We start from the raw sequence: 15,281 nt of genomic DNA, 5'->3' as shown, positions 1-15,281 counted from the left end.
CAGTCTGAACTCCCGAACTTCTCTTTAGGCGCGCTCCGGCGCGTCTCTAAACTGTAAATTTTGATGATACGGCTGCCGACTAAACTCACAATTAAGCGTCACGATTTAAAACTATGGTCAGCTTTTTTAAGGGTCTTTTTTCCGGACAAAAACCTGGAGTTGGAATTGAGTTAGCATCCGAACGAATTCATATTGTAGAACTGCGAAAAAAAGGATCGGAGTTAAAATTAATTAATATTGCCACAACACCCGTTCCCGAAGATGTTGTTCAAGACGGGCAAATTATTGATACCCCGACAATGGCGGAATTAATTCAATCGACTTTAGCCGATAAAAATATTAAAACAAAACGAGTAGCCACAGCCATTCCTGGCCGAGAGGCCGTCACTCGTTTAATTTCAGTTCCGGCAGAACTCAACGAAGACGAACTCAAAGATTATATGAACGCTGAAGCGGGACTGTATTTACCCTTTTCCCGCGAAGAAGCAGACGTTGACTATCAAAAATTAGGAATGTTTGTTGATGAAGACGGGATCGAAAAAATGCAAGTTTTGTTAGTGGCAACTCGCCAAGAAGTCACCGATACCTATTTAGAAACCTTTGAACAAGCTGAACTGAAAGTCGATGTAATTGAAGTGAGCAGTTTTGCCCTAATTCGGACACTCAAACACCAACTCGAACAGTTTTCCTCATCAGAAGCCGCAATTATCGCAGATCTCGAATTTGATAGTACAGAACTTGCCATTGTTGTTGATGGAGTTCCCCAATTTAATCGCACCATTCCCATCGGATTATTTCAAGTACAAACCGCCCTCAACAACGCCATGAATTTGCCCCCCTCCAGAGATGTGAGCGAACTGCAAGCCATGACACTCCCGGTGACTGATACAATGGGAGCATTGAACGATCCCAACCCCGGAACGAATGCGATTATCAAAATTCTTTCCGAACTCGCCGATGAACTCCGCCGTTCCATTGATTTTTATATTAATCAAAGCGACGGTTTAGAGATTGCCCAACTGCTACTGGCAGGCCCTGGAGCATCAATCGGACAACTCGATGAGTTCTTCATGCAGCGCCTAGCCATGCCCGCCACTCAAGTTGATCCCCTAGAAATGCTTTCATTGCAAAGCGATCAAGAGATTCCACCCGATCAACGTGCTAGCTTAGGAGTAGCTTTAGGGTTGGGAATGCGAGTCTGCTAATCTCGGGTTGAGAATCATCAATCTGGGATTTCGCTATGATGGACATAGTTTAAATCCCCTCGGAGCGGCAGTGCCTGCTTCGGACTCGATTCCCGAGTTAAAAATTGCCGAGGTTGATGGGGTGATCGGGTGACGGGGGTGGTGGGGAGAGGTCTTTTTTCCGTTCGCGGAGCGTGCCGCAGGCGTTGAAAAATAACTTTTTATTAATAAAAATCCTCCCGACCTCCCGACCTCCGCTCCTCCCCACCTTCCCACAAATTAAGTTTTAGGGCAACGCGCACGGCCCGGCCTCGGAGCGGTGGGAAATTCAGACTTGAATGTGCAAGTTACGGATCAAAAAACTTAATCTTCAAATTTTCCCCCTTGCTACGATCAGCACAGGAAATCCTCGACACCCGTCTAAAATATACACATATAATGATGCCCTCAAGCCATAAACAAATCCTCAAAGAGGTTTGACGCAATGTACAGCCTTGATATTAATTTTCTTAACGACCGTCCCGACTACAAACCCGTAGATCGAAAAGCCCCGTCTTCACCAGGCCGGAGCGGTGCAACTGTTGATAGAACACCGATCATAATTGGGGCTGCGGTTGCTTTAGCTGCCAACGCATTGGTTGGGGGAGCTTGGCTCATCTTCAGTCAACGCAATACTCAGTTAGAGACAGAGTTAGCGGCTTTAGAAGCCCAACTGGGCGAAAAAACAAATCTCGTCGCCGAACTTGATAAAATTTACGCTCAAGCCAAGCAAACCAACGAAGAAGCCGATGCGTTAGCCACCGTCTTCAACGAAATTAAGCCCTGGTCTGCCTTGAGTCAAGAACTTGCTGAACTGATGCAAGTAGCCGGGGTGAAGATTAACACCATTAAGCAAACTGAACCCGAGTTAACAGCGACTCCCGCTGCGGCGCCCCCTGAAGGACAAGCCGCCCCGACCGCTAAAGATACTGCCACGCTGGAAATTACCGGAATTGCCAATTCCTTCACCCAACTCAGTGACTTTATGTTGTTGCTGAAGCAATCGCCCTTCTTTGATGACGAGCAAACTAAATTGCTCTCGGCTAGCTTGAAAGACAATCCGACCAAACTGGTTGTCGATGAATCTCAAGGCGGAAGCAACAATTTACCCGACTTACAACCTGTAGTCGAGTACAAAATTGAAACGAATTTGAGCCAGGCGAATGCTTCGGAGTTGCTTCCGCAGTTAAAGAGTAAAGGAGCGGTTGGATTAGTCAATCGTATTCAAACCCTTCAACAAAAAGGAGTCATTCAACCATGACAGCAGCAAACGAATTTATCGCAGTCGATGACGAACAGGATATTGAAACGCCAGTCGTTTTGGGAGTCCCTCTCACGCCCAAAAATATTGGGATAGCCGTTGCGGTAGCCGGAGTCTTGCTGGCTGGATTTGGGATGTTTAAGTTGGTTCTCCCGACAATTGCCCAGGGAAAAGAACTCGATAATCAAATTGTTGCCAAGCAGCAAGAAATCGAGCAACAAGAAGAACGGCTTAGTAAGAAAGGAGAAGCAGAACAACAGCTAATCGAAGCCCAACAAAGACGGGCATCAGTAACCGCTTTATTTGCCGACGAAGATACACTGGAGACGTTAATCTTTGATATCGAAGAACAACTGAATCGGGTTAATGCTGGTATTACAGAGGATGAAGAAAAAGCCAGAATTACCAAGTTTGAACCCGTTCAATCCTCCGGTGCAAATCAGTCCAACTCGGCGATTGAAGTGGTGAATGACGGTTCTTTGGGGCCAGCCGTGAATGGAAAGCTGAGACGGCGTGCATATGAAGTGGAGTTTGAAGGCAGTTTTGCTCAGACCCGGCAGTTTTTGATTATTCTAGAACGAATGCAACCGATGTTAGTCGTTAGAGACTTAAAAACGGAGTTGGTAGAATCAGCGCCCGTTGTGGAAGGAGAATATAAGCAAGGTAAATTTATACCCGCCAGTGAGCAACCTCAACGCCGCTTAAAAACGTCTTTTACCCTAAGTGCGTTGATGCCGTTGAGTCAGGAACAACTTGATGCTGCCCTAGATGCTGCTAACCCACCGGATGCCCAACCCGCTCAGTAATTTTAACGCCTTCAAAACCCAAAAAGATTTTAGCCCTTAGCCGCGTTCAGATCGAGCGCGGTTATTCTATTTGTTTTATTTTTGACATACTCCCCATTATTGATGACGGGGATTCTTAATTATTGTTAATTCTGGGTTCTGCGACACCGCTTAGTAACAATCAAAACAAAGATTTCGCTTGACACGGTACGACAAATGTTCTAGTCTGTCAAGCGATAAGCTTTACTTAAATCCTTTATCCAAGAAAAAATAAGGTTAGACCCTTTAACTTGTGCTTCGCGATCGCATACAATCCACTTACACGCTAATTATCAAATTCAAATCCCTGTAAAAAGTATCCTGTTAACTCAAGTTTGAGTCTCGCGGCTGAAAAAGCTAGATCGGCTCTCAACGATTAACAATTGACAATAACCACAAAAGCCTTTAATTCTAAGCAATAACCACAGTCCAGTTGAGGAGGGAACGTGAAACAAGTTCTAGGATGGGGAACAGGACTATCGGTAGCTGCCGTTGTTCTGATGGCACAAGCCCCTGCCATTGCATTTACCGTCATTCGAGATGTTCAAATTGTTGATAGCAACGGAGAGACAAATCTCGTTTTGGTAACAGAAGGCGGCGGACGTCCAGAAGTCTTTGTCGTCAGACGAGGTAATGATTTTGTGGCTGATGTGATTAACACGCAGCTCAACATGGGTCAGGAGATGTTCCAAAAAAACAATCCCGCCCCCGGAATCGCCTCAATTGTGGTGACTCAACTCGATCCGACTAGCGTTCGAGTGATTGTGACAGGAGCCAGCAGTCCACCCGATGCCCGCGTTGTTCAAGGGGCTTCTGGAGGCATTGTGATCAGTATGCTCTCAGGCGGAACAAGCGCTGCAAACGTTCCCCCGAATTCTTCTAGTCCTCCAACTTCTACCCCTTCTCCGGATGTATTAGTCCCTGAACCCCAGGTCGAGATTGATCGAGGTTCTCTAGCGCAACAACCGACTCCGCCGAGAACAACTCCCGCTCCCTCTCAACAACAGCCAATTATCCCAGATCCAGCAACTAGAAACCGCGATCCCCAACTTTCTCCGGGCTTACCCCGGACTGTCGATCCGACCCCTCCCTTCCTCCCTCGGGCTGTGGCACCGCCAGTTGGAGATATTGCTGTTTCTAACGTCAATCCTGCCGTTCAAGCCGTTAACTTAAATACCACAGAAGTGATTCCGCGTTTGGTATTGCGGGATGCTTTAGTGCGAGATGTTCTCTCTCTGTTAGCTCGGACAGCCGGACTCAACGTTGCCTTTGCATCGGATTTCGGAAACACAACCGGACAAGGAGGCGCTCAGGGCGGTACAGAAGCACTCACCATTTCCCTTGATATCGAAAATGAGTCCGTTCAAGATGTCTTTAACTACGTTCTGCGCTTGAGTGGACTGGAAGCCAACCGTCAAGGAAACACTATCTTTGTGGGGCGCCAACTCCCCAACACCGCTCGCGATGTGGTGGTTCGTTCCTTCCGACTCAATCAAATTCCAGCCGGACAAGCGGCGGCTTTCCTCGTCAGTATGGGAGCAGAACGAGCAATTACCCGTGAACAACAGGTGACTCGTGCTAACTCTGTCAACATCCCCGGAAGTACCCAAGCCTTAACCACAACAGATACTCAGGTGACAACGGTTGTGGAAACCCTACGGGTGGAAACTCAGGACTCTATACCCCTTCTACGGGGATTGCAGGTGATTGTCGATGACCGTCTCAATAGTTTGACCTTGATTGGGCAGCCAAACTTGGTGGAAGTTGCCTCTGCTCAACTGATCCAACTCGATCTCCGTAAACGTCAAGTCGCGATCAACGTTAAAGTCCTCGATATCAACCTCGATGGAGAAGATACGTTTGATAGCAGTTTCTCCTTTGGGATTGATCAAACCTTCTTTGTTAATGATGGGGGGGCAGCCGCTCTCAACTTCGGCTCCTACAACCCTCCAAATCTTAACCAATCTACCTCCGGAATTAACGCTCGACCAATTGTCCCCAACAACCCCGTTGGAAACCAAGAACCCTTCTTTGATCGAGATGGAACCACAACCACCCCGTTAACAGCACCCGGACGAGGTGGAGTTACACTCCGACCTGTTTCTCCGGTAACAGATCGTTCAGAACGAGTGGGGATTTCTGACTTTGATCCGTTTGATCGCAATGATGACGGTACATTTGATGCGGGTGAAGTTGAATTTAGTACCTTCCCCCTGTTCCAATATCCCCGTCGTTTCCTGCAAACCCTACAATTTCAGATTCAAAACCGCAACGCTAAGATTCTCACCGATCCCACCTTGTTGGTGCAGGAAGGGGAGATTGCACGGGTTGAGCTGGTGGAGAACATTGTGAAACGATTTGAAACCGATACCATTGAAACCGATGGCGGTCAGCGAACTGAAACCCAGCCAGAATTTGAAGATGTTGGTCTGGAAGTCAGTATTAATGTTGAGCGCGTTGATGATAATGGATTTGTGACAATCAATGTCAACCCAGTGGTGACTGCCATTACAAACCGTATTCCGTTAGGTGGAGTAGCCAATGGGGACTTCGCGACAGAAACTTCCAGACGGGAGTATCAGTCTGGACGAATTCGCCTGCGGGATGGTCAAACTTTAATTGTCTCGGGGATTATTCAAGAACAGGATCGCGTTATTGCTAGTAAGATACCCTTCTTAGGAGATTTGCCGATTCTTGGCGCTTTATTTAGAAGTTCGACTCGGGAAACCGGACGCGCCGAAGTGGTGGTGTTGGTGACTCCGATGATCATGGATGAATCTGATCGCGCCCCGTTTGGCTATGAATATAACGTTAGCCCCGATGCGCGAGAAATGCTGCAACGAAGCCGTTAAACAAGGGATTGTTACAGGGGAGAGGGAACAGGTCGAAGTCAAAAGGCGCTCTTGCAAGAGGCAATTCTGTAGGCGAAGCCAGTGCGAACGCGCTTACTTCTGACGACTGACATCACGACTCCCCACCTCCCCACCTCCCCAACTCCCCACCTCCTGACTCCCCATCTCCCCACCTCCCCATCTCCGGTCCCCAAGTGCCGTATTGGGGATGTTTTTTTTGGCCAAAACAGAATCAAAATGAGAAAATTACATGAAATCTATATAAATTTAAAGATTTGATCGATCCATATTCGACTTAAAAACATTAGAATAAGTCAGTGCAAGTGAGATACTGTCAGGGTTACAGCGATCTGAAGTCAAATTTTGATCAAAAGACGATCCGTAATCAGAATCACTTGACAACTCCGCGCGCAGATTGGCAGTCTTTGTCAAGAGTCCGGCGGGACAGAAGCAACTTTTCTTTTGTCCTGCATTTTAATTGATCGATTGTGTCATCTGTTTTCCGCCCCGATCCCTTGTGATGCGGGGTTTCCAGACAAGGAGGTTTTATGAATAAAGGTGAATTAGTTGATGCTGTGGCTGAACGGGCCAGTGTCACCAAGAAACAAGCAGATGCTGTTCTGACGGCTGCCCTCGATACCGTTATGGAAGCGGTATCCCGTAACGATAAAGTAACCCTCGTGGGTTTTGGTTCGTTTGAGTCTCGTGAGCGTAAAGCTCGTGAAGGCCGCAATCCGAAAACGGGAGAAAAAATGGATATTCCCGCAACTCGAGTACCCGCCTTCTCAGCAGGTAAACTGTTTAAAGAAAAGGTAGCTTCCAAAGCAACGACCAAAGAGGAATAATTGTGTCGGCTCAATCGCTTGCCAGACCTGGACATGGTGGAAATTTAACCTGGGCAGCCTCAATTGCAGGCTGTTCTCCTTCAGAGATTCTGGATTTTTCCGCCAGTATCAATCCTTGGGGGCCGCCCCAGTCGGCGTTAGAAGCAATTCAAACCCATCTCGGTGATCTCAGAGCCTATCCTGATCCTCAATATCGGGTCTTACGAAATGCTCTGAGTCAGATTCATTCCCCTCTAGAAGCAGACTGGATTTTGCCAGGGAATGGAGCGGCAGAGTTACTCACTTTGGCCGGATGGGATCTCGCTCAACAGGAGACAACCTATCTGCTTACCCCGGCCTTTGGAGACTACAGGCGATCGCTGAGTGCTTTTCGAGCTCGAGTGATTGAATGGCCCCTATCGGAACAGCAGGGACAGTGGTCATTCCCGGCTCTAGGACTGGACAAGCGAGGAGGCCTACTACTCAATAATCCTCACAACCCCACAGGTCGGCTGTTTGAGCAGGAGATGATTGAACCTTACCTCGAACAGTTTGATCTGGTGGTGGTTGATGAAGCCTTTATGGACTTTCTCCGGCCTCAACAGCAACAAAGCTTAGTGGCGAGAGTGCCAAAATATAAAAATCTGGTGGTATTGCGATCGCTGACCAAATTTTATAGCATTCCTGGATTGCGTTTGGGTTACGCGATTGCTCACCCTGATCGGCTGCATCGTTGGCAACAGTGGCGTGATCCTTGGCCGGTTAATGTTCTCGCGGCGGCTGTCGGTACGGCAGTGCTTCAAGATCATGCTTTTCAACAGCACACTTGGGACTGGCTAAGTCATGCTCGTTCTCAACTGGTGAATGGTTTAACGCCCTTACCGGGACTACGCCCCTATCCGGGTGCTGCCAATTTTCTGCTGGTCTATTCTCGGCAACCAGTTCCTGAACTGCAAATGGCTCTGTTGAAACGGGATCGGATTTTAATTCGAGACTGTCTCAGTTTTGGGGAACTGGGTCAACACTATTTTCGAGTGGCTATCCGCACTGAGGCTGAAAATCAACGCCTACTCGATGCCATGACTAACATCTTACCATCGCTCTAATTTGACCGATTCTCCATTTTCCCTTTTCCTCTATGATTGACTACGACGTGGTAATAATTGGTGGCAGTCCAACGGGACGCTATGCTGCGGCTAAAGCTGCTCAACAACAAGCCCGTGTTGCCTTAGTTGAACCTCAAAAACCCACGATTTCTAGCCCCTGTTGGCGTTCTGTACAGAGTACCGCCTTATTCTCTGTCGGCCAGGTGGTGCGACAAATTGAGCGATCGCCACAGTTTGGAATTCAGACCCTCTCTGACTACCCCAACCTCGATCAAATCCTGTCACTCAACTGGCAACAGACTCAACAATGGGTAGAGGCTGTGGTTTCTAACCTCGAAGAACAACATTCTCCCGCACTGTTAGCGGCTTTGGGGGTTGATGTCGTTTTCGGACAAGGGGAGTTTGTCAGTCAACCTCATCTGGCTTTTGTGGTTAACCAACGGACTTTGCGATCGCGGACTTATTTACTGGCGACGGGTTCTCAAGCCAAAATTCCCGAGATCGAAGGACTACTTTTCACTGGATTTTTGACCCCGGAAACGATTCATAAACTTCATCAAGTTCCTGAACATTTAGCTGTGATTGGGGGTGATCCAAGCGGCACTGCACTTGCTCAAATGTTTGGAAGGTTAGGTTCAAAAGTCACGATGATTGTTAAAAATAATCATATTTTAGCGAAAGAAGATGCTGAAGCGGCCGCTTTAGTTCAAGCTAAATTAGAATCTGTTGGCATTCGGATTTTAACTCAAACTGAAGTTATCCAAACTCAACAAATTCAAGGTAAAAAATGGATTCAAGCCGGAAATAAAGCCTTAGAAGTGGATGAAATTATCGTCGCTGCCGGACAACAGCCTCAACTCGATTCGTTCAATCTAGACGCAGTGGGAGTGGCATTTAACCGTCAATATCTACGCCTCAATGACAAACTACAAACCACCCATTCTCGCATCTATGCTTGTGGGAATTTATCCGGGGGATATTCTGATCCTCATTTAGCGAATTATGAAGCCACCATTGCGATTAAAAATGCTTTATACTTTCCGGTATTCAAAGTCAATTATCAAGGGATTCCTTGGGCAACTTTTTCGGAACCTCAATTAGCAAGCGTCGGATTAACTGAAACTCAAGCCCAACGTCGTTACGGAGATCAGATTCGGGTTTATCGAGAGTATTTTAAACATTTACCCAAAGCGATTATTGAAGATGAAATGGTTGGCTTTTTTAAGCTAATTGGACATCAAAATGGTCAGATTTTAGGGGCTTCTATTGTTGGGGTACAAGCCAGTGAGATGATTAATATTATCGCTTTAGCCATTCGTCAAGGGTTAAAAATCAACGCGATCGCTGAACTTCCCCAAATTTGGCCGACTTTCTCCCAAATGAGTCAACAAACAGCAATGGCTTGGTTGCAACAACAGCGTCGGTGCAATACCCTATTAATAGATTGGATCGAAAATCTCTTTCACTGGCGGCGATCTTGGTTATCGTAAGTTGCTCGGTTCACTTCTAGATCGTTAATTGATTAAATACAAGGTTAAAAATGAAGTTAAATTTGAGAGTTTTATCGGGAGTATTGATCAGTTTCCTATTTCTTGTCACTGGATGTCAAACAGCCTCACAAGATTCAGCGAAATTAGTCACTGAAACAAAAGAATGTTTTGACTGTGACTTAACCGGAGAAAACTTGGAAGGTGCCGACTTATCTGGTGCAAAATTAAACGGATCTGATCTGAGTGGAGTGAATTTAAAAGGCGCAAATTTAAGCGGTGCATTATTGGATCGTGTTAATCTGAGTCAAGCTGATTTGAGTGGTGCGAATTTGAGTGGTGCTGCCTTAACTCAAGCGAATTTAACCGATGCTAATTTGAGCGAGGCAAATCTCACGGGTGCCTTTTTAAGATCGGCAATACTCAGCAATGCAAAACTGACTAATGCGAGTTTGAATAAAGCAGACTTAAATGCGGCAAAACTCGAAGGCGCAGAGATTAAAGGTGCTGATTTTAAAGAAGCAATTATGCCTGATGGTTCAGTACAGAAATAATCATTAAATTCAATAATCAATTAACCTAAAACTATGCTGAAAGCAATTCTTTTTGATTTAGATGGAACCTTAGCAAATACTGACCCTTTACACTTTAAGATTTGGCAAGAAATCTTACAAACCTACAACAAAGAAATTGATCATCCCTTTTATAAAACCTATATTAGTGGGCGACAAAATCCTGAAATCATTAAAGATTTAATTCCGCAACTTTCTATCAAAGCAGGAGAAGAACTCGCAGACCACAAAGAAGCTCGGTTTCGGGAAATTGCCCTCGAATTACAACCCTTAGCGGGTTTATTGGAGATGCTAACATGGATTGAAACAGTCGGTTTAAACAAAGCCGTTGTTACCAATGCGCCCCGTGAAAATGCTCGATTTATGTTAGAAGTCTTGCAGCTAACTGAGCGATTTGAGTTTGTTGTTTTAGGGGAAGATATGACTGCGGGAAAACCCGATCCTGCTCCCTACAAATATAGTTTAGAACAGTTAAAAATTAAACCTTCAGAAGCCATTGTATTTGAAGATTCACCCTCGGGAATTCGTTCTGCTGTTGCCGCCGGAATTTATACGATTGGAGTCGCCTCTACCCACGAACCAAGTGTGCTTAAAGCCATTGGTGCCTCACAGGTTGTTAATGATTTTAATGACTTACCCATGTGGGCAAAAATCAAATCACTTTTAGGAACAGAAGAAGCGGTAGAAATGACCGATTAAGAAGAATTTAGAACGGGAATTGATCAATTCTGCTGGCGGAGACTGGAAAAAATGATTCCCTCAGAGGAAAAAATCCACCATCTTTGGAAGGGATGGATAGAATGGAGAAGGGATAAGGATTAATTAGGAGCGTCTAGGGCATCTAATATCTACCAACCAGGAGGTGTATAGCTATGAAAGCGACTTCAAATCGCTTCAGTTTACTATTGACAATTTTGAGTTTCGTTGGTGTTAACCTTGCTCCCGTCTACGCTCAAACCCGTACAATTACGCCCGCCCTAGATGGAACCGGAACTGTTATCAACCGCCAGGGAAACCAGTTTGAGATTAATGGGGGTTCTCTCAGCGGAGAGGGTCAAAATCTGTTTCACAGTTTCGAGCAGTTTAATTTATCGGAAGGACAAGTCGCCAACTTTTTATCAAATCCTAATATTCGCAACATTTTAGGACGAGTCGTTGGGGGTGATGCTTCTTTTATAAATGGCTTAATTCAAGTAACAGGGGGAAATTCCAACCTGTTTTTAATGAATCCAGCCGGGATGATTTTTGGTGCAAATGCGAGTTTAAATGTTCCCGCTTCTTTTACGGCGACGACTGCAAATGGAATTGGATTTGGAACGAATCAGTGGTTTAATACAACCTCAAATTCGGATTGGTCAAACTTAGTTGGAACTCCCAATAGTTTTCGCTTTGATACCGAAAATCCAGGGTCTATTGTAAATCAGGGTCAACTAGCTGTTACTTCCCAACAACAGTTAACGCTTCTGGGTGGAACTGTTTTGAATACAGGTACTCTCGTCGCTCCAGAAGGAACGATTTCGGTACAAACGGTTCCCGGTGAAAACTTGGTGCGAATTGCTCAAACCGGACATTTATTAAATCTCGAAGTCACAGCACTTCCGGATAATTCTATGGCCCCACAATCGGCTATAACTCCTTTATCTTTACCCGAACTTCTGACCGGGGGCGGGGTAACAACTGCAACCGGAATGAAAGTCAATCCTAACGGTGAAATTGTCTTAACTTCGGGTCAAATTGTTGAATCTGGAGATGTTGCAATTGCGCCTAATATCAGTCCAAATTCTGACCATTTAGCGGTGACAGGTGAAACGGTTAACCTCAAAGCGGCTAATACTCTGACGATTGCTGAACGCTCGTTAAAAACCACAGGAGACTTGAATTTACTCGCCGGAAATACGGTGCAAATTCGGGATAGTTTGATTCATCCGTTCTCAGCGATTGCAGGTGGAAATCTGACAATTGTTGGTCAGCAAAATATTGATATTCTGGCTTTAGATTCGATTAATTTTCTTGAATCTGCTCCTTTTCAAGCCACAGGAAATTTAACCTTAGCTAGTGATGGGATTATTTCAGGAGATAGTCACTTCAACGCCGGGGGGAATTTTAGCATTCTCAACTCGACAACAGGTGTAGGCGGAACGTTTATTAGTTTGTATGACCCGATTATTTATTCTGATGGAGATGTGATCTTTGGGAGCTATGAAGGGGCGTCTTTGAAAGTTGAAGCCACGGGAGCGATTATTGGGGGCGATATTGATATTACAACTCCTGATATTAACCTTGCTGATTCTGCTGACCCAGAAGCTAATATTCTGAGCAGTAGTCCGGCGTTAATATTACGTTCAGGGGTGCAGAATTTGGGTAATTCTAATACTTCAGTTGAGGGTGGATTTTTCATAGAAAGACCCACATCAGGAAATAATAATCTCACGGTGGGGAATGTAACGACCGCAGGAGGGCCAGTTATTCTCAACTCTACAGGTCGAATTGTTGTTGATCAAATTAATACTCAAGGCGGAGAAGTTAATCTACAAGCTGTTGATAATATTATTGTTGCTCGTAATATTAATTCAGGGGGTGGAAATATTGAGATTATTACAGATAATTTATTGCGGGTGGGTACGTTAGTTGATCCGAGAGATAACACCCCGAGTATTTCTTCAGCAAATAGTCAAATCGATGGTGCAATTACGATAGAACATGGTGGAGGTGAAACGCCGTTTATTATTGGAGATGCAACAACGAATGGTACGTCAAGAAGTATTACGAGTAGTTCAGCCCAAATTACCCCTCAGTTTGAAGTTCCTCGGACAACAGACGGAGTTTTTACGCAGGGAAATATTACGATTCGCACAACCCCTTTCCCCTCAGAAGAACCGCCGATTGAACCCTCTGAACCTCCTGCTTTTGAACCCGAAGAACCGATAACTGAAAATCCTCCAATCGTTGAATCTCCTGAAGAACCTTCTGAACCCAATCCCGGTAATAATCCTCCAATTAATAATCCTAATAATCCGGGAAATGAAAACCCGCAAGTTCCTAATAATCCTAATAATCCGGGAAATGAAAACCCTGAAGTTCCTAATAATCCTAATAATCCGGGAAATGAAAACCCTGAAGTTCCTAATACTCCCAATAATCCGGGGAATGAAAACCCTGAAGTTCCTAATACTCCCAATAATCCGGGGAATGAAAACCCTGAAGTTCCTAATACTCCCAATAATCCGGGGAATGAAAACCCTGAAGTTCCTAATACTCCCAATAATCCGGGGAATGAAAACCCGCAAGTTCCTAATAATCCACCTGTTGTTAATCCACCTGTTGTTAACCCGCCGAATAATCCATCACCGGAAGTTCCAAACAATCCTGAAACTGATACTTTAACCTCTGAACAACAAGAACAAGTTACAACTGTGATTGAAGCAGAATTAGTTGAACGGAAAAATCGTTATAGTTCGCCAGCAGATCAACTCAAAAATGAAAATTTTTTTACTAATAATTCCATCTTAGATGTTACTGGAATTGCCAAAAATAGTAGTACAATGACGGTTCAGCAGAATACGGATGGCAGTATTGCTTTACTGAGATCAAACCCCATCAATAACTCTGTTCAAACGACTCCAATTCAGGCTTCTGAGTTTAATCCCGAAGCAGAAATTCAACTGGCTCGTGCTGATGTAGCGGCGAGTTTTGATGCTGATAGTCTTGAAGAAGTTTTACCCAAGATTGAACAAGCTTTTAGTTTGGACTATCTGAACTATCTCGGTAAAAATATTGCTGAGTTTGAAACCGATATTTCTGTCGGAGAGATTCAGGATAATCTCAGTGAAGTTGATAAAAAGTATGGAACAAAAGCGGCAGTTGTTTATACCTTTGCTCAAGCTGATCAGTTAGTGTTGATGGCAGTAACTGCGAAAGGAGATATCATTAAAAAAACGATTACTACAACTACCCGTGATGAATTATTAGAGATTACTCAGCAATTTCGACTGGAAATTACTGATGCTCGTAAACGCTACGCAGAAAGTTATAAACCTCTGGCTCAACAGCTTTATCAATGGATAATTTCACCTTTAGAAGAAGCTCTAGAAGCTCAAGAAATTGATACAATCCTGTTTGTCATGGATCAGGGTTTACGAGGTTTACCGATGGCAGCTTTGCATGATGGTGAACAGTTTTTAATTGAAAAATATAATTTTAGTTTGATTCCAAGTTTCAGTTTAATGGATATTCGGGATCAGCCTCTCAATGACCCACAAGTTCTCGCAATGGGAGCCTCTACGTTTGTCGAACAGCCTCCACTTCCTGCGGTTCCTGTCGAAGTTCAATCCATTACTAAAGAGATTAGTGGTCGCTATTTTCTAAATGAAGAATTTACCATTGAAAACTTTAGGAAACAGCGCATAACTCAACCCTTTAATATTATTCACCTTGCCACTCATAGTGAGTTTAATTCTGGTGATCAGAGTAATTCTTATATCCAATTTTGGGATACCCAACTCACTTTAAATAATTTCAAGCAACTGGGTTGGAAATGGGAGAGTCCTCCGGCGGAATTGTTTGTTTTAAGTGCTTGTCGGACTGCGGTGGGTGATACAAATGCAGAGTTAGGATTTGCGGGATTAGCAGTGCAAGCCGGGGTTCCTTCTGCTTTAGCCAGTTTATGGTATGTTTCTGATCAGGGAACTTTAGGATTAATGGTTGAATTTTATAATCAACTCCGAAAATCATCTGCAATTTCTCAAGCATTTAGAGCCGCTCAAATTGCCATGTTAAGAGGAATAATTACGATTGAGTCTGGTTATTTAATGAGTGCAGATATTAGCGATCAGATTCAGCTTCCGAGTGAACTGATGAACCAAGGAAATATTATCTTTACTCATCCCTATTATTGGGCGGGTTTTACGATTATTGGGAGTCCTTGGTAAACGACATTTTAAAATCAAGTTTACCTGATATGAATTTGTCTAGAAGACAGGGGTTAACCGTCGATATCCTATCCCTCAAAAATTAGGTAAACAAACATCTCAATTCGATGTATTTAGGGTCAGGATTTGCTAACATAGTTATAGAGCTTGAGCTTTAAAAAAAGTCGGCTTGATGACGCAATCAGGGAAGTGCATTGATCAATA

General features: G+C 44.6%; 10 protein-coding genes. All 10 read left to right on the top strand.

Going from position 1 to position 15,281, the window contains the following annotated elements; all coding sequences use genetic code 11:
• Positions 1–113 precede the first annotated feature (113 nt).
• The 10 genes from pilM (at position 114) to M595_RS13140 (ending at position 15,077) form a co-directional block, all read left to right on the top strand.
• Complete coding sequence (pilM, locus tag M595_RS13185; protein WP_023066803.1) at positions 114–1,205, top strand: type IV pilus biogenesis protein PilM; 1,092 nt, start codon at positions 114–116, stop codon at positions 1,203–1,205.
• A gap of 463 nt (positions 1,206–1,668) precedes the next feature.
• Positions 1,669–2,484: a PilN domain-containing protein gene (locus M595_RS13180; RefSeq protein ID WP_023066762.1), complete on the top strand. Its 816-nt coding sequence runs from the start codon at positions 1,669–1,671 to the stop codon at positions 2,482–2,484.
• A complete protein-coding gene (locus tag M595_RS13175) occupies positions 2,481–3,290 on the top strand; it encodes a hypothetical protein (RefSeq protein WP_023066799.1) in 810 nt (269 codons plus the stop codon). Before M595_RS13180 ends, M595_RS13175 begins: the two co-directional genes overlap by 4 nt.
• A gap of 464 nt (positions 3,291–3,754) precedes the next feature.
• Entirely contained in the window at positions 3,755–6,160 is a 2,406-nt protein-coding gene (locus M595_RS13170; RefSeq protein ID WP_023066769.1) for a type IV pilus secretin family protein, read from the top strand.
• A 548-nt stretch (positions 6,161–6,708) separates the two neighbouring features.
• Complete coding sequence (hbs, locus tag M595_RS13165) at positions 6,709–7,005, top strand: non-specific DNA-binding protein Hbs (protein WP_009785576.1); 297 nt, start codon at positions 6,709–6,711, stop codon at positions 7,003–7,005.
• Complete coding sequence (cobD, locus tag M595_RS13160) at positions 7,005–8,090, top strand: threonine-phosphate decarboxylase CobD (protein WP_052001771.1); 1,086 nt, start codon at positions 7,005–7,007, stop codon at positions 8,088–8,090. Before hbs ends, cobD begins: the two co-directional genes overlap by 1 nt.
• A gap of 32 nt (positions 8,091–8,122) precedes the next feature.
• Complete coding sequence (locus M595_RS13155; protein WP_023066807.1) at positions 8,123–9,580, top strand: dihydrolipoyl dehydrogenase family protein; 1,458 nt, start codon at positions 8,123–8,125, stop codon at positions 9,578–9,580.
• Positions 9,581–9,630: 50 nt separating this feature from the next.
• The gene (locus M595_RS13150; protein WP_023066793.1) at positions 9,631–10,131 is read left to right on the top strand and encodes a pentapeptide repeat-containing protein; all 501 of its coding nucleotides are present in this window, start codon (positions 9,631–9,633) and stop codon (positions 10,129–10,131) included.
• 33 nt (positions 10,132–10,164) lie between these two features.
• The gene (locus M595_RS13145) at positions 10,165–10,848 is read left to right on the top strand and encodes an HAD family hydrolase (RefSeq protein ID WP_023066801.1); all 684 of its coding nucleotides are present in this window, start codon (positions 10,165–10,167) and stop codon (positions 10,846–10,848) included.
• A 173-nt stretch (positions 10,849–11,021) separates the two neighbouring features.
• Positions 11,022–15,077, top strand: coding sequence for a CHAT domain-containing protein (locus tag M595_RS13140; protein WP_023066758.1), 4,056 nt, complete (start codon positions 11,022–11,024; stop codon positions 15,075–15,077).
• The last annotated feature ends 204 nt before the right edge of the window (positions 15,078–15,281 follow it).

The sequence above is a fragment of the Lyngbya aestuarii BL J genome (assembly GCF_000478195.2).
Classification (GTDB): domain Bacteria; phylum Cyanobacteriota; class Cyanobacteriia; order Cyanobacteriales; family Microcoleaceae; genus Capilliphycus; species Capilliphycus aestuarii.
Note: the sequence above shows the minus strand (reverse complement) of the source record. Positions and strands in the feature narration are given on the sequence as shown.